12 protein-coding genes and 2 tRNA genes are annotated in these 16695 nt (G+C 36.0%); 9 read left to right on the top strand and 5 right to left on the bottom strand.

All coding sequences use genetic code 11. The features are described from left to right. Positions 1-180: 180 nt before the first annotated feature. The 3 genes from PSA_RS02990 to fusA all read left to right on the top strand — a co-directional run bounded on the left by PSA_RS02990 (position 181) and on the right by fusA (position 2988). Positions 181-271 (top strand) — tRNA-Ser (locus PSA_RS02990). A gap of 203 nt (positions 272-474) precedes the next feature. After that, positions 475-567 (top strand) — tRNA-Ser (locus PSA_RS02985). Positions 568-894: 327 nt separating this feature from the next. Next, on the top strand, positions 895-2988 hold the full coding sequence (gene fusA, locus PSA_RS02980; RefSeq protein WP_042151970.1) for an elongation factor G: 2094 nt from the start codon (positions 895-897) through the stop codon (positions 2986-2988). Between the two features lie 249 nt (positions 2989-3237). Here the strand turns inward: fusA and PSA_RS02975 are convergent, their stop codons facing one another. Then, positions 3238-3600, bottom strand: a complete 363-nt coding sequence (locus tag PSA_RS02975) for a hypothetical protein (RefSeq protein WP_042151968.1) — start codon at positions 3598-3600, stop codon at positions 3238-3240. Positions 3601-3765: 165 nt separating this feature from the next. On the opposite strand from PSA_RS02975, the gene PSA_RS02970 reads away from it, so the two are divergent. The 5 genes from PSA_RS02970 (at position 3766) to PSA_RS02950 (ending at position 7742) form a co-directional block, all read left to right on the top strand. Then, positions 3766-4134 carry a hypothetical protein gene (locus PSA_RS02970; RefSeq protein WP_231665213.1) on the top strand — a complete coding sequence of 123 codons (369 nt, stop codon included), beginning with the start codon at positions 3766-3768 and terminating at the stop codon, positions 4132-4134. Between the two features lie 11 nt (positions 4135-4145). Further along, positions 4146-5534 (top strand): lyase family protein, encoded by a 1389-nt coding sequence (locus PSA_RS02965; protein WP_042151963.1) that lies wholly within the window; start codon positions 4146-4148, stop codon positions 5532-5534. 50 nt (positions 5535-5584) lie between these two features. After that, positions 5585-5809, top strand: a complete 225-nt coding sequence (locus PSA_RS02960) for a thioredoxin family protein (RefSeq protein WP_042151960.1) — start codon at positions 5585-5587, stop codon at positions 5807-5809. A gap of 8 nt (positions 5810-5817) precedes the next feature. Beyond that, a complete protein-coding gene (locus PSA_RS02955; protein WP_042151957.1) occupies positions 5818-6210 on the top strand; it encodes a VOC family protein in 393 nt (130 codons plus the stop codon). A 140-nt stretch (positions 6211-6350) separates the two neighbouring features. Continuing rightward, on the top strand, positions 6351-7742 hold the full coding sequence (locus tag PSA_RS02950) for a M20/M25/M40 family metallo-hydrolase (RefSeq protein ID WP_042151954.1): 1392 nt from the start codon (positions 6351-6353) through the stop codon (positions 7740-7742). A gap of 357 nt (positions 7743-8099) precedes the next feature. Here the strand turns inward: PSA_RS02950 and PSA_RS02945 are convergent, their stop codons facing one another. Beyond that, complete coding sequence (locus PSA_RS02945; protein WP_042151951.1) at positions 8100-11012, bottom strand: insulinase family protein; 2913 nt, start codon at positions 11010-11012, stop codon at positions 8100-8102. Between the two features lie 309 nt (positions 11013-11321). Between PSA_RS02945 and PSA_RS02940 the strand changes: the two genes are divergently transcribed. After that, entirely contained in the window at positions 11322-12659 is a 1338-nt protein-coding gene (locus PSA_RS02940; protein ID WP_042151948.1) for a KamA family radical SAM protein, read from the top strand. Between the two features lie 139 nt (positions 12660-12798). Here PSA_RS02940 and PSA_RS02935 read toward each other — a convergent pair whose 3' ends face one another. The 3 genes from PSA_RS02935 to PSA_RS02925 form a co-directional block, all read right to left on the bottom strand. Continuing rightward, on the bottom strand, positions 12799-13725 hold the full coding sequence (locus tag PSA_RS02935; protein ID WP_042151945.1) for a tetratricopeptide repeat protein: 927 nt from the start codon (positions 13723-13725) through the stop codon (positions 12799-12801). A gap of 8 nt (positions 13726-13733) precedes the next feature. Next, a complete protein-coding gene (locus PSA_RS02930) occupies positions 13734-14216 on the bottom strand; it encodes a hypothetical protein (RefSeq protein ID WP_042151942.1) in 483 nt (160 codons plus the stop codon). A gap of 144 nt (positions 14217-14360) precedes the next feature. Continuing rightward, positions 14361-16484: a cation:dicarboxylate symporter family transporter gene (locus PSA_RS02925; RefSeq protein ID WP_231665212.1), complete on the bottom strand. Its 2124-nt coding sequence runs from the start codon at positions 16482-16484 to the stop codon at positions 14361-14363. Positions 16485-16695 lie beyond the last annotated feature (211 nt).

Raw genomic sequence — 16695 nt, 5'->3', positions numbered from 1 at the left:
CAAATTTAAAACGCTCTCATAATTAGAACGAAATACTCAATAAAAACGTTCAAATAAATCTAAAAAGGGCTAAAAATTAATATATTTATAATTAAATTCACTTTTTTGACTGAATTTTAAGCAAACAGTCAAGTTAAGTATTTACACAAGCATATCAGCTAAGTATTATCTCACCCCAACGGAGAGATGGCAGAGTGGTCGAATGCACCGGTCTTGAAAACCGGCATGGGTTTATAGCCCATCTAGGGTTCAAATCCCTATCTCTCCGCCATTTAAAACTTGGTTGAAAAATAAGAATATTAAGTCTAATTTTATAGACTCATATCCTAAGGTATAAACACCTATTTCTCTGCCACTTTCTTTTACTAGGTTATTAATATAATTTAGATTTAATTCACTCCTTTATCTAAATAATTCCCTATAAAAGAAGACTTGAGCATTTATGTTCATTTTAATGCGTTAAAATTAAGCGTCGGAGAGGTGGCCGAGTGGCCGAAGGCGCTCCCCTGCTAAGGGAGTATAGGGTTTGTAGCTCTATCGAGGGTTCGAATCCCTCCTTCTCCGCCATTTAATTATTATCGAAGGCCTCTTATGAGGTCTTTTTTGTTTCTGAGATATAATTTTACAACTTTCACAAAATCTCATCTAACTCTTTTAAAATCAACGACTAAAAAAACAATCAATACCATTCTAAAATCTCTAAACAACGTTTTTTTTCATAAAAACATCAATTTGTATCATTTTTGTTCATTGTTTTTTTAACTTCTATTCCCATCTAGTTCACATTACCTTATAATAGCGCCCCAAATATCGAGTCAAAGCGGAAGAAATTTAAAAATTCGCTTATACCGTGACTCCAGAATTCATTTTGAATGCAACTTTAAGAGTAGAACAATGGCAGATTTATCAAAGTACAGAAATATTGGTATCTTCGCTCACGTTGATGCTGGTAAAACAACGACAACTGAACGAATCTTGAAACTTACTGGTCAGATCCACAAAACTGGTGAAGTACATGATGGTGAGTCAACAACAGATTTCATGGAACAGGAAGCTGAGCGCGGTATTACTATCCAGTCTGCTGCTGTTACTTGTTTCTGGAAAGATCACCGTTTTAACGTAATCGATACTCCTGGACACGTTGATTTCACAGTAGAAGTTTACCGTTCACTTAAAGTATTAGATGGCGGTGTTGGTGTTTTCTGTGGTTCTGGTGGTGTTGAGCCTCAGTCAGAAACTAACTGGCGTTATGCGAATGAATCAGAAGTTGCACGTATTATCTTCGTAAACAAATTAGACCGTATGGGTGCTGATTTCTACCGCGTTGTTAAGCAAACTCAAGACGTACTAGCTGCTAACCCACTAGTAATGGTTTTACCAATCGGTATCGAAGACGATTTCGTTGGTGTTGTTGACCTTCTTACTCGTAAAGCATACGTTTGGGATGACACTGGTCTTCCAGAAAACTACGAAGTAACTGATGTTCCTGCGGACATGGTTGATAAAGTAGAAGAGTACCGTGAGCAACTAATCGAAACTGCTGTTGAGCAAGACGATGATCTTATGGAAGCTTATATGGAAGGTGAAGAGCCTTCACTAGAAGACATCAAGCGTTGTATCCGTAAAGGTACTCGTACAATGGACTTCTTCCCTACTTACTGTGGTTCAGCATTCAAAAACAAAGGTGTTCAATTAATTCTTGACGCTGTTGTTGATTACTTACCATCTCCAACTGAAGTTGATCCTCAACCTCTAACTGATGAAGAAGGTGAAGCAACTGGCGCAGTAGCAACAGTTTCTCCAGACGAAACATTTAAAGCATTAGCTTTTAAAATTTCTGATGACCGTTTTGGTGCACTTACTTTCGTACGTATCTACTCAGGTACACTTACTAAAGGTGACACTATCCTTAATGCTGCTACAGGTAAAACTGAGCGTATTGGTCGTATGTGTGAAATGCAAGCTGATGATCGTAACGAACTTACTTCTGCACAAGCGGGTGATATCATCGCTATCGTTGGTATGAAGTCTAACGTTCAAACTGGTCACACTTTATGTGATCCTAAAGATCCAATCATCCTAGAAGCGATGGTTTTCCCTGAGCCAGTAATCTCAATCTCTGTTAAGCCTAAAGATAAAGGTTCAACTGAGAAAATGGGTATAGCTATCGGTAAAATGGTTGCAGAAGATCCAACTTTCCGCGTTGAAACTGATGAAGATTCAGGTGAGACAATCCTTTCAGGTATGGGTGAGCTTCACTTAGATATCAAAGTTGATATCCTTAAGCGTACTTACGGTGTTGAGCTAGAAGTAGGTCAACCACAGGTTGCTTACCGTGAAACTATCACATCTGAAATCGAAGATTCTTACACGCATAAGAAACAATCTGGTGGTTCTGGTCAATTTGGTAAAATCGATTACCGCATCAAGCCAGGTGAGCCAGGTTCAGGTTTCGTATTTACTTCATCTGTTGTGGGCGGTAACGTTCCTAAGGAATTCTTCCCTGCAGTTGAGAAAGGCTTCAAAGTAATGATGGACGAAGGTGTTCTTGCCGGCTTCCCAGTACTTGACGTTGAAATCGAATTATACGACGGTGGCTTCCACGCAGTTGATTCATCTGCTGTTGCTTTCGAAATCGCTGCTAAAGGCGCTTTCCGTCAGTCTATCCCTAAAGCGGGTGCACAGCTAATCGAACCTATCATGAAAGTTGACGTATTCACGCCAGACGATCATGTTGGTGACGTAATCGGTGACCTTAACCGTCGTCGTGGTATGATTGCAGGTCAAGACGCTGGTGCAACTGGTGTTCGTATTAAAGCTGACGTACCACTTTCAGAAATGTTTGGTTACATCGGTTCATTACGTACTATGACTTCAGGCCGTGGTCAATTCTCTATGGAATTTGGTCATTACATGCCTTGTCCTAACAGCGTTGCTGAAAAAGTAATTGCTGAAGTAAAAGAAGCTAAAGCAGCTAAAAACAAGTAATTAACTTGTTTTAGTTAACCTGTTAATTCAGGTACTTACCTTGAGGTAAGTAATGCTAAATAAAAACCCCAGTTATTTTATAACTGGGGTTTTTTTAATGCCTAAATTATAGAGAGCTACTTTTAGCTAATGTAAATTCCAACAGGTAAAAATACTCTAAATAGTAATTTGATGGTCGATAATAAAGGCAGGGAAGAAGTACAAAGAAAGTAATATTGCTGGAAAGGGTGTATTTAAATAATGAAAAGATTATGACATTAAACGTATTGGTTTTTTATTATTTTGCTTAATTGCACACTGACAAAGGCCGCCAGATAAAGCAGGACACTGTTTACAAGGTGATTTTTTTAATGGTTTAAGCGCAAAGCTCATATTAGTAGGCTTAGGTGCTATTTTAACAACAACTTGCTTATTCGTAACTACTTCGTTTTGCCCTAAAGCCTGAGTTACCATTTTATTTGCTAACTTTTCAATGTCTAAAGCAGATAAGTTCATTAAGTTATTACGCATACTTTCATCAGCTTTAAGTGACTTCTTTAGCTCTGATTTTATCGCTTTTTTTAATAATTTATATTGCTTCTTTAAGGCTATTTCAGCTTGATCGGTCATCATATTTATTTACTAAGATATTCAGAATCCTGTATTCTAAATAAAAATTATTCTCAGTCAATTAATATCCATCGATAAATCCCATTAATTATATATCTAATAAAACACTTGCCTATAAACCAGATAACTGTAATGATAACAATTATCATTACAGTTATCTGGTTTAATATGAATAGTGCACAAGCTACCGTTATTTATAATCAACAAGTGAAAATGCTTAATCGCTGTAAAAGTATGCATAGTGCTCATGTTGTTGCACAGTTTATTGATGCAGGCTTAACTTTGGCACGAAGCTATTCAAAAGAACAGTGCATCCTACTTCAGGAGCTATTCCTTCGGCGCACTTATCATGACCTTATCAATAAAATTTGTGACCCATTGCAATCAGAATGCATGAGGAAGCAATGCTTAGATCAACTCTATAAGCCATTATTAGCATTAAAACGGTTTTATAAACAATACGACGCTAGTCATACAAAATATCATAAGTTAGAGCGTGAGTTACGTATTTTAAGCCATGAATTTAACCCCTATTAAAGAAGAACATTATGAAAAAGAGCAGAATTGAAAAAGACAGCATGGGTGAATTAGAAGTCCCTGAAACCGCCCTATATCAAGCGCAAACACAAAGAGCGATAAATAACTTTCCAGTAAGCGGTTTAACTATGCCTGCCAGTTTTATACAGGCATTAGCCTATATCAAATATGCTGCAGCACAGACCAATGCTGAACTGGGATATTTAGATGGCGAACGCGCCATCGCGATAGAAAAAGCATGCGAACAGCTCATTGACGGCAAACATTTAGAGCAATTCCCAATAGATGTATTTCAAACTGGTTCTGGCACTAGTTCAAATATGAACGCCAATGAAGTGATTGCAAGTTTAGCAAGCCAACAAGCTAATTTAGATATCAATCCAAACGATCATATCAATATGGGCCAAAGCTCAAATGATGTGATCCCAAGTGCAATTCAAATTAGTAGCGCAATCACGGCATATTTCAATTTATTACCTGCAATTGAGCATTTAATACAAGCATTAGACAAAAAATCAGCTGAAATTGGTCATATAGTAAAAACAGGCCGCACACATTTAATGGATGCGATGCCTGTAACTTTTACACAAACATTAGCAGCATGGAAAAGCCAAATTCAAAATGCAAAACTAGGAATTATGCAGTCACTTGAACAAGTAACCTCTCTAGCACAGGGTGGCACTGCGGTTGGCACAGGAATAAACGCCGATGCACAGTTTGCAGGAAAATTTTCTTCTAACTTAAGTGCTGCAACAGGTATCAGTTTTAAACCTAGTGATAACTTTTTCTATAATATCGGCTCACAAGACGTCATAGTGACCTTATCTGGTCATTTAAAAGTATTATCAATTGCCTATATGAAAATAGCGAACGATTTACGCTGGATGAATTCAGGCCCTCTTGCAGGATTAGGTGAAATAGAGCTTGAAGCACTTCAACCAGGTTCATCCATTATGCCAGGCAAGGTAAACCCTGTTATACCTGAAGCGACAGCTATGGTGAGTGCACAAGTAATAGGTAATGATGCAACGATAACCGTTGCTGGTCAATCTGGAAATTTTGAACTAAATGTTATGCTACCCGTTGTTGCATACAACATATTACAAAGTATAGATTTACTGAGTAACATAAGTTATTTATTAGCTGATAAAGCAATCGCTAGCTTTGTAGTAAAAGAAGATCATATAAACGAAGCTCTCACTAAAAATCCAATTTTAGTAACCGCTTTAAATCCTGTCATTGGTTATTTAAAAGCTGCTGAAATAGCAAAAAAAGCCTATAAACTGGGCCAACCGATAATTGATATTGCAGAACAAGAAACAGATTTATCTCGTGATGAATTATTAAAATTGTTAGATCCTGCAAAGTTAACTAAAGGTGGAATTAGTAATACAGATTAATAGATAGCAACTATACTTAAAGCAAGGATTTAAATAGGAAGCCTTGCTTTATGATAGTTCAACTTTTAGTGACACAAACTGATTTTTGTATTCATAATCTTGAATGTGAATTTCAAACTGTGGGTATCGATTACCATATCGACTACATTGAAGATAACCCAAAGTTAGTCAGTGAAAACAATATTCGTCATTCACCTAATATTTTTATAGATGGCGAGCTTGTTTTTAGACACCAACCTACAACTTCTGAGCTACAAGCCTATTTTTGTAGTTGATCCAATAAATGCCTAAGCTCACCCACATCGCTTTACATGTTAAAGACGTAGATGCTTGTGTATTATTTTATCAAAATTATGCAGGCCTTAAACTTGTTAGAGACCGTCATGTAAATGGTAAACATATTATTTGGTTAGCTGAACCAGATAAAGAATCGCAATTTATTTTTGTCATTTTACCCGGAGGGCCTGGCCACCAGCAATCGCAATCTGATTTTTCTCACTTTGGTTTTGCATTATCTAGCAAAGAAGACGTAGATAAACTAGCCAATAAAGCAAAAGAGGATGGCATATTATTATGGCCGCCAAAACAAGAGCCTTTCCCTGTCGGCTACTACTGCGGCATATTAGATCCCGATGGTAATCGTATAGAGTTTAGTTTTGGACAACCTTTAGGCTAAAATCAAGTTTTTGTTTTTAACATCTAAAAATGTAAATAATAACTTCCAATTTCTACTCATAAACTTAACTCATCTAACTTTACCTCAAAGCCCCTTTAATGCTTAAATACTGCTCTCTTTAAAAGGCGCGCTTGGAAACCATGAAAAAATTACTCTGCACATTAGCTATTAGTAGCTTAACATTTATAACTTCTGTTACTGCTCAAGAATTTACACCTAAACAAATAGAGCAAGTTTCTGAAATTCGTACTAATGCATTAAACAGTAACTTAGCTTTCGATATTCTAAGTTCACTCACCACAGAAGTCGGTCCAAGATTACCTGGCACTAAAAATGATACTTTAGCAGTACAATGGGCTCAGGAAAAATTCAAAGAGCTCGGTTATGACAAAGTATGGATTGAGCCTGCTACATTTCCTTCATGGCGTCGATACAGTGAATCAGGTGCTATTATCACACCTTCAGCACAAACATTACATTTAACAGCTCTAGGTGGCAGTGTCAGTACGCCTAAAGCAGGTATTACAGCAGAAGTTATTCAATTTGAAACGTTAGATGAACTTATTGCTGCACCTAAGGGTATCGCCAAAGGAAAAATTGTATTTATTAACTATAAAATGAATCGCCATATAGACGGTAATGGTTATGGTCCTGCAACACGCGCACGCCGCACAGGTGCCATTGAAGCAGCAAAAAAAGGCGCTGTAGGTTTTATGATGCGATCGGTAAGTACATCACACCATAGATTTGCTCATACAGGCGCCAGCCAATATAAAAAAGGCGTTGATCAAATTGTAAAAGTCGCCATTCCAAACCCAGATGCTGATCAAATTTCTCGTTTAACTGCTTTAAATAAAACAGTTAAAGTGAACATTAACGTACAAACTGAAGATTTAGGTGAAGGAAAAAGTTATAACGTTATTGGTCAGATCAACGGCACACAAAACCCTGAACAATATGTATTAATTGGTGGTCATTTAGATTCTTGGGATCTAGGTACTGGAGCATTAGATGATGGTGCTGGTGTTGCTTTAACTATGGCAGCAGCAAAATTCATCGCCGATGTTAAACGTCCAAAACGCAGCGTACGTGTTGTGTTATTTGCAGCTGAAGAGCTAGGTTTATGGGGTGCTAAAGCTTACGCAAAAGCACACGCTAAAGATAAACATAATATTGTAGCTGCTGCAGAGTCTGACTTTGGCGCAGATTTTATTTATGGCTTCCAATCAAATGTTGAAGCTGCGTCATTACCAGTTGTAAGAGCAATAGCAAAGCAATTATCGCCGCTTAATATTGAGTATATTGGTGCTAACAAAGCTGCAAATGGCCCTGACTTAATTCCATTACGTCAATTAGGTGGACTTGCAGGTTTCGCATTACATACTGATGGTACAGACTATTTTGATTACCATCACACAGCTGATGATACTTTAGATAAAGTAGATCCTAAAAAGATACAGCAAAATGCCGCAGCTTACGCAGTATTTGCATTTATGGCAGCCGATGCTGATACGACAATTAAAGGTAAATAATACCAATTCCAATAAATATGTGATCAATCTAAATGGTCTAAATATACAATAGCTGCGTTGCTTTCAATCCCAATAGCCAGCTATTGCTCAATCAAGCGCCTTGCTCTTGAAAGTTTATTCTAATTTATATTAGCTCACTAACTTAATAGAATTGGTATAAGTTATAGGGGACTAAACTCCCATCTACTTTTCTAATTAAGTAGACTGTGCTTTAGCCTCGATAAGTAACAAAAAAGACCGAAACGAGTTATCTCTTTTCGGTCTTTTTTATAATCATAACTCAATAAAGCTTAAGCTATTAATCAACAGACTTTAGTCCAATCTAAGTAGACGGGACTTCAGTCGCGTAATGTAAACTTAAAACCGCACACTGGTTTTTAACTGCTCAACAAAACACGGATTTGTTCTACAGATATTAGTCTCTTTTTGTGCTGCTTTATAATCTTCATCCATACGATGTGCTTTACCAAAACTACGTACTAAAATCGGTTTAATTTTTAACATCGCTTTATTATAAAAATCTTGAATGTCATTCTGACTCAACTTCTCAATAGCTGATATCAATTGCTTATCACTGTCAAAGTTAAATTCCTTTGCATTAATTTCAGCCCAATAATGTGACGTACGCTCATTCAAGTTTTTATCTTTTGCTTTTAAGTCTTTAATTAAACCCTCTTTATAATCTGTAAATTGTTCTTGTGTCATTTGAGTAAGTTGCTCATCAAAACCAGTTAGAAATGCAGAGATACGGCGCTGTAATTCTACAGGTCCAGCTTTTGGTGACTGCACTAAAAAGAATAAACCCGGTAAGTCTTCTAACATACGAGAACGACCAGCGACTATATAGCCTAACTGCTGTTCAGTACGGATCGCTTTATAAAAAGGTGCGTTTATTACACGCCCGATTAAAGCAAAATGGGCTCTGCTATCAAGTGATGAATCATCGCTCACATAACTTAATACTAATGATGAATCATTATGATCAACATCGAGCTCTCTTACTAAAGTTGCATCACTATTATTAAGCTTAACCACTTTCTCAGCGCGCACTTTAGCTTTAGAGCCGGTTAAGTTGAGAGCATACAAATTATTAGCAAGCAATATGGATTCTTCTTTTGTCATATTGCCATGCACTAGAGCTTCAATTTCAATTTCACGATGAAAACTTTCAATATAAGACTTTAGTTCTTCTATATTTACTGCTTCTAATGCTTTTGCTAATTTACTTGCCGCATATACTTTTGTTCTTTGCACTTGAGATAAAGCAGATAAACTTTGTGAATAAGGACGGTCAAATTTCGCATTATTCCAACTACGTATTAAGCGCGCTTTATGTAATTCAAATGCAGCAGGATCTATTGTTAAATTTCTTATACGCTTATTAATTGTAACTAGTAACTCAACTTGTTTTTCATCATAACCATTTACACCAAACCCCATACCACGGTTTGTAGACCATAAGTTATAATTTAAGCCCGCTTGTTTTGCCGGATAACCAAACTCATTTAAGCTGTCTTTTAATAAAGCATTATATAAAGTATTTTTAGCGCGCGATTCTGCATCTTTGCCTGCTTCATCAGAATAAATTTGAATATTCACAGAGGCCTTAGGAATTTTAAACTCAGTATCTTGCTTATGCCAAAGTTTAAAACCCGGCTTTTCAAAAACAACCTCAGGATTTACAGCATCAGAAGTAATGGTTTTTAATTTAAGATTTTTTGCTATAAATGGATTTTCTTTTGGTAACTTAAGCGCTTCTATTACTTTTGGGTTTTGATATTTATCTAACTCAGCTTGAGTCAGTTTAGCCATTAAATATGGCGTATTATATTCAGCTTGTACTTTATCGGTTTCAAGACCTTTAGCGACTCGAGTTTGACGCATATTACTTGGTATTAATAAATCTAAGTACTGATTTACAATTTCAGCTGAAAAATCTTGATAAATATAGTCAGCATTTAGTAGATGCTCAGGTGAATAATACTGTAATTGCCCTGATAAATTTTGCACCGTATTTGCTGCTGAGTGTTTTTCTTGAAACTTAAAGCTGGTATCTGCCACAGACTTTAACTCTTCAAAATAAGCCGGATTAAGTCCTTTTGATGCGATTAATTTTAAATATGCAAAAGTCGCTTCTGTTACCTGTTGATAATCAGCTAAACCTTTTTTAGTGAGGTTCATGCTCACTGTAAATAATTCAAAATCATCAGGACCATAATGATAAGCACCTAAAGATTCAATCAAACCTTGCTGCTTTAAATAACTAAATAGACTACCCTCACCTTCATTACCTAATATATGGCTAATAAAAGTCAGCGGCTTTTCTTTATAATGCGCTAGCGAACTTGGTACTGGAAAATTAAGAGTTAGGGTTCGCACATCTTTCATTGGTTCAATATCAATGCGTACTGCTAACTGCTCTTCAAGATAAGGTTCAACAGTTTCAGGCTGAGAAATTGATCCATTAGTTGGTACTGCCGAGAACTTTTCTCTAACCCAAGTTTCTAGCGTATCTAAATCTTCTTTACCAACAACAGATAAAGCCATGCGACTTGCTGAATAATATTTTTTATATTGCGCTTTTAAATCATCAACTAGCTTTGAATCTTCTCTATCGGCTAAAGTATCTAAATTACCAACAGAAAACTGGCTTGCAGGATGCGCTTGATTTGACGTTTCTTTGCGCACTTCTCTAATACGGCGCGCATCATCTTTTATTTTCATCTGATACTCAGAGTGCACTGCATTTTTTTCGCGCTCTACATATTCAGGATCTAAAGTAGGAGAGATAAAAAATTGTGCGAATCTATCTAATGCTTCATTAAAAGCACCCTGATTCACTTCAAAAAAGTAATTTGTATGTTGTTGACCTGTGCCTGCATTTGACCAGCCACCATTAGCTTTTAAATATTCATCATAACCGCCTACTTTTGGATACTTTTTAGTACCTAAAAACAACATATGCTCTAAAAAGTGAGATAAGCCATGCCTATCTGCAGGGTCGCTCATATGGCCAATATGCACATCTAGTGAGGCTGCAGCTTTATCCGCAGTGACATCTGATACTAACGCAACTTTAAGACCATTATCTAATTCTATAAAACGGTAGTCTCTTCGGTCATTTTGACTTTTAATAATTTGATTTGATTGCATAGTGCCTTGCTGTGATTGAGAGGTCATATTTGAATTATTAGAACAAGCGGTTAAAGCACTTGCTCCTAGTGTTGCAGCTATACACAGTGCAACCAATTTAATCTTTTGCTGCTTCATTAACTTCCTCGATAATATTAAATGCATTTAAATAACCAAATACAACAGGTTATTTAAAGATATAAGCCAACAGATATGATTTGAGATAGCTATTATAAATTAAAGCTAACCTCACCATAAATTAGCAAACAAATGCTCGCTAAGAAATAGCCTATTTGCTTTTGCTTACAATTAGCAGCTAAATAACTTAACTTTACATCACCTTAGATAATAAAACTGACATTTAGTATAAAAATCACACAAAAAAGATGAAGCCTAAGTCAATTATTGGTATCATGGCCGGCTTTTTATCGGGCGATACTGAATTATATGAATCAAGTAGTACAAATCCAAGACATTGGGGCTTATCAAGCTCCTCGTTTTCAAGTTTATCAACATAGACAAATCGACAAAATCGAGGCTCTTTCACAGCTTCCTGAGCATCTTAGATTTGAGATGCGCGTTGTTGCAAGCGTTTTTCCTTTTAGGGTGAATAACTTTGTTATTGATGAACTGATTGATTGGCATAAAGTACCTAATGATCCAGTATTTCAGCTAACATTCCCACAACGCGGCATGTTAGATGATGAGTCATATGACTTAATGGCTACCTTATTAAAAACGGATCCAAGCGCTGATCAAATATTAGAATTGGCACAGAAAATCAGAAATAAGTTAAATCCACATCCTGCGGGTCAAATGGATAAAAACGTACCTGAACTTGACGGTGAAACCGTAAATGGTATGCAGCATAAATACAAAGAAACTGTGCTGTTTTTCCCATCTCAAGGCCAGTATTGTCATGCATACTGTACTTTCTGTTTCCGCTGGGCACAGTTTGTAGGTAAAGCAACACGTTTTAATAATCACGATGCCGATGAGTTACACCGCTACTTAAAAGAACATACTGAAGTAACTGACTTATTAATGACAGGCGGCGATCCTATGGTTATGCGCACTGGTAAAGTACGTGGATACCTAGAAGAGCTTAAAAAACCAGAGTTTGACCATATTCGTACTATCAGAATTGGTACTAAATCTTTAACTTTCTGGCCACACCGCTATGTAACAGATCCAGATGCAGATGATTTATTAGCGCTTATTAAAGAATTAGTAGATGCTGGTAAACATGTTTCTTTCATGGCGCATATCAACCATATTCAAGAATTAAGATCGCCTGTAACACTAGAAGCAATAAAACGCATTCGTGCAACAGGTGCACAAATACGCACTCAAGCACCATTATTAAACAACATAAATACAGATCCTGAAATGTGGTCTGAAATGTGGAAGCTGCAAACTCAACTAGGCATGATCCCTTATTATATGTTCATTGAACGTGATACGGGCGCTAAACGCTACTTCGAACTACCTCTTTATAAGACATGGGAAATATTCCGTGATGCATATCAGAATGTTTCTGGTGTAAGTAGAACGGTACGTGGTCCTTCAATGAGTGCGGGTCCAGGTAAAGTAGAAGTATCAGGCGTAACTGAAATTATGGGCGAAAAAGTATTTGTTTTACGCTTTATTCAAGCACGTAATCCTGATTGGGTTCAGCGTCCATTTTTTGCTAAATATGATGAAAAAGCAACTTGGTTAGACGGCTTAAAACCTGCGTTTGGTGAAGAAAAATTCTTCTGGGAAGATGAATATAACGTGATGTAATAATAAAGCGGCTACGCAGCTTTATTAAATCCCACTACGTGGAAAAAACATAAAATAAATTAGGCTGAAATTTTTCAGCCTAATTATATAGATAATATTCGATATCTAGACATACTACCTATAAAACTTCACAGCAAAGTTATTTGCAAACTGTCACTTTCTTACAAAGCTGTTGGTATTCAAATTCAGCAGTTTTATTCCCTCGTTTCACAGCCTCACCATACCAATGTAACGCCTGAGAATTATCAACTTTAGACCCTTCACCATCTCTATACATTTGCGCCAAATTAATTTGCGCCCATGCATCACCTTGCTCAGCAGCTTGCTTAAATAAAGACATTGCTTCAACAAAGTCATCGTTTCGATAGCTTCTAATACCTGCTTGGTTTAATGGCGTTGGATTATAACCTTTGTAAAGCTTCTCTGGCATAGTTGGACGCACAGCAACACCACCAAACAAAGTATAATTAAATGGTCTTAATACCCGATAAACAATTTCCTCTTTATAAAGCGTGTTTAATTCAGCTGGTGTTATAAACTGACTTTTTGATGGAAAGAAGTCATCAAAAACTAAGGTATCTAAACGTATCGCTTTTATTAAATCTCGCTTTCGTGAGTAAATATAATTACTTATCACAATTTCAATCGCATCTTTATTTGCGGATATCACTTTAGCAATAACAAATTCAGTCCTTTGGCTTTGCACTTTATTAAAGCGGTTATTATCTATTAAATAAAAATCATATTTCTGAGGTGCCTTTAATACATCAAACTCCTTTGCAATATCATCTTGATGGCCTTGCCAAAAATACAAAGCGATAAATAAAACAATTATAATACCAATAAATTTATTAAAAACACTCAGTATACTTATTCTCTTTTTAGGCGCTTCTATAGTAGATTTACATATTTTACACTGTGTTTGATAGTGGGTAGAAAATGGAAAGAGAGGAATAAAAGAAAGTTTTACATATTTAAGTTCTGCGTATTGTACTGTATTTTTATCACAACATAATTGAGATTGTGGTGTTTCAGTTACTTGCTTGCCAACATCCATAAAAAACATACTGCATCCTAACTAAGTTCTAATTCATCAAGCATTACTTTACACAAATCAATATAATCATTCAGCGTATTTTTTGCCCAATATTGCCTTTTATTAGCACTAGTTTGTATCAAATAATTATTAAACTCTTCAAAACCGATATTAGTATTATTATTTGCATACCCCTTAAAAGCCTCATGAACCGTTTTATGGCCTACGGTCGCTTCACTTATTACAACCTCATATGCCTCAATTAATAGGCTTGTAAACTTTAATAACTCCAAGTTTGGTGTGCCACGTTGTTTAAAACGATTAAACCTTTCAAGTAATACTCTTTGCTCTTCTTTAGCCAGTTCAAGTACAACATCTGTTAGGTAGCGGGTTTCACGATTAACTTTATTATAAAGCGCTTTAGTACGCTCTAGTTCTTTACGATAGTTTTCACCTCGTACATAGAGTAAGGCCATAATAAAAATGCCAATAACAATGCCACCCACTAAGGTTATGTTCATAAATTCACTCTATTATTAAATAGTTAATCGTTTAAACGTTCATTGCCTGATTTTTACTAAGTATATGCAGGGAATGATAGTAATGAAATAAAGTCAGATCATATATATTTTATCTGACTTTACTTAATAGGCTGCGGGTCAATATTATGGGTTTATAGATGTTACTTCATCTATCACAGACCAACGCTTAACCTTAGGTTTACTGCCTTTTCCTAATATCCAATAATCATAGAATTTTTGCACTTTTCCATTGGCCTGCTTTATATCTAACCAAGAATTAAAATAGTTATTTAAATCTAAGTGTCGCTTAGAAACCGCAAATCCAATTGGGTATTTAGTACTCGCATTTTCTGGTACAACAACACCATATTCAGGGTAAAACATAGTCCAAGAAAATGCGGCTTCAGCACTTATTACAAGCGCATCATATTGATTTTTTCCTTCAAAAAAATCTCGATAATTATCTATGGTTTTAAAGTGTAGGCTAGGTTGTTGCTGAGATACTTTTTTCAAAAAGGGCTGATGCTCAACACTGGCAAATAATAAAGGTTCATGCTCTAGTATTTTCTCTCTTGAACTAAATTCTTTCATGCGATGATCTTTAGTTACTAATGCTAGCTGTAATTCTAAAACAGGATCTGAATAGGTCACCTTTTCTAAATCTCTCACATTAATTTCTAAGCCTGACATGGCAATATCAAAGTAACCTTTATTTAAATATTGCGCTAATTGATCTTTTTTAAATGGAATAAACTCCACTTTTACTTCTAAATCTGCGGCTAATTCATGAGCCAAACTAATATCAAAACCAACTAACTCATGTTTACGATTAAAATATGAAAATGGGGCGTTTTCAGCCATATAACCAACACGAAGTAATTTACGCTTTTTAATCACATCAATATTAGTTAAGGATAACTGACCCGCTTCATATGCTTTAGGCACAAAACTTAACACATCAGCAGGTACCTTTGTTGCCACTTGCATATTAGCGATTATTTCATCTGATGCCGTGCCAGACTCACTTAGTTTGCTATTAAGCATAAATGCCACCAGCATCAAACTTGGTAAAACTACACCTACAATACCTAAGTTAAATACGGTTTTTACACGTTTAAAACTCAATTCTGAGCGAATATAAAAGATACTTAATAAAGTAAAACTAATGATATAAGCAACCGAGGTAGGCGATACAAATTTTGCCGTCAATACCGACATGGCTAAATATAATTGATAAGCATCAGCGGGTACTCTGGCTGCATCTAATAAATAAGGAATAGCAATATGTACGTTTGCAAAGTAGCTTAACAGTGCAGTTAATGTGAGAGAGGGAACTTCTTCAAAACCGATTTCATGCCCAGTTAACCAAGCTGAAAAAGCAACAAACAGTAATGTTGTTAACTTTCCTAAGCTTGGAAAAGTAAATGCGATAGGTACTAATACTTCAGCAACATGATCTGATTGCGCATCTGCGATTTCACGTTTATGCATATAGTCTTTAATGCCTTCAGTGATCACAGGTAGCGTGATGAACACACTGCCCGTAGTAAAGGCGGTGATCAGTGCATTTCGTGCAATGCCAATCACATCTCTATATTTTACCGGCGTCAGTGCCGAAACCAGCATAGGCAATAATACAAATATTAAAAACAATGTAGTTAATACCACTAATACAAAATAGACTTGTAAGTTGTTTATTTGCTCTAAGCTAATAGTTCCGGCAGTACTCGCTGTAATTGCAAAAATACCAATTGGAAATATCTTAATCATCTTTTTAGAGATAACCGATAACCCTTCACCCAATACATCTAATATATTAAGTAGGCTACTTTTACGTACATTACCCATTAGTGCCGTACCTAACGCAATACAAAAAACCACTAACGCAGGCACGTTACCTTCAGCCATTGAAGCAAATGGATTTGCAGGTATATATTGCGCTACAAAATCAATATCTGGACGTGTAGCAACTAAAGCAGATGAGAAAAATGTGCCCGCATCATGATGTGGTAATGTAAATGCAAAACACCAAATAACCACAATACCAACCCCCCATAAAGAGAGCATCATAATCACAGCTTTTAGAATAATGGATTTAACTTGGCTTGGCTCAAATTTACCCAAACCAACGATAAGAGAAACAACAATATATGGGAAAATAGTGATCTGCATAAGTTTAATAAAAGCAGCGCCAATAGGAGACATCCACTGAACTCTTTCACCAAAAATAAGCCCTACTACAATACCTAATATTAAAGCCCATAACATTAAGTTTGCCTTACTTAGGTACGCAAACAGTTTTTTCATTTTAATATTTTCTCTTACCCTAAAATGGCAAGCTTAGCGGAACAAAATCATCTTAACCAGAAAAAATAAAAACAAATTGTTACCCAAAACCAAATAACTAATCTATTGATTTAAATACTTATTCAACTATTTTTTTAAGAGTATGATAAATAATATATAAATTACCTCTAAG

Source organism: Pseudoalteromonas sp. '520P1 No. 423', assembly GCF_001269985.1.
Taxonomy (GTDB): Bacteria; Pseudomonadota; Gammaproteobacteria; order Enterobacterales; family Alteromonadaceae; genus Pseudoalteromonas.
This window is presented reverse-complemented; position numbering and strand designations above follow the sequence as displayed.

Bases quoted from the DNA above. Each gene is read 5' to 3' on its own strand.
- fusA (WP_042151970.1), top strand. From the start codon at position 895: ATGGCAGATTTATCAAAGTACAGAAATATTGGTATCTTCGCTCACGTT.
- PSA_RS02975 (WP_042151968.1), bottom strand. From the start codon at position 3,600: ATGATGACCGATCAAGCTGAAATAGCCTTAAAGAAGCAATATAAATTA.
- PSA_RS02970 (WP_231665213.1), top strand. From the start codon at position 3,766: ATGAATAGTGCACAAGCTACCGTTATTTATAATCAACAAGTGAAAATG.
- PSA_RS02965 (WP_042151963.1), top strand. From the start codon at position 4,146: ATGAAAAAGAGCAGAATTGAAAAAGACAGCATGGGTGAATTAGAAGTC.
- PSA_RS02960 (WP_042151960.1), top strand. From the start codon at position 5,585: ATGATAGTTCAACTTTTAGTGACACAAACTGATTTTTGTATTCATAAT.
- PSA_RS02955 (WP_042151957.1), top strand. From the start codon at position 5,818: ATGCCTAAGCTCACCCACATCGCTTTACATGTTAAAGACGTAGATGCT.
- PSA_RS02950 (WP_042151954.1), top strand. From the start codon at position 6,351: ATGAAAAAATTACTCTGCACATTAGCTATTAGTAGCTTAACATTTATA.
- PSA_RS02945 (WP_042151951.1), bottom strand. From the start codon at position 11,012: ATGAAGCAGCAAAAGATTAAATTGGTTGCACTGTGTATAGCTGCAACA.
- PSA_RS02940 (WP_042151948.1), top strand. From the start codon at position 11,322: ATGAATCAAGTAGTACAAATCCAAGACATTGGGGCTTATCAAGCTCCT.
- PSA_RS02935 (WP_042151945.1), bottom strand. From the start codon at position 13,725: ATGTTTTTTATGGATGTTGGCAAGCAAGTAACTGAAACACCACAATCT.
- PSA_RS02930 (WP_042151942.1), bottom strand. From the start codon at position 14,216: ATGAACATAACCTTAGTGGGTGGCATTGTTATTGGCATTTTTATTATG.
- PSA_RS02925 (WP_231665212.1), bottom strand. From the start codon at position 16,484: ATGTTATGGGCTTTAATATTAGGTATTGTAGTAGGGCTTATTTTTGGT.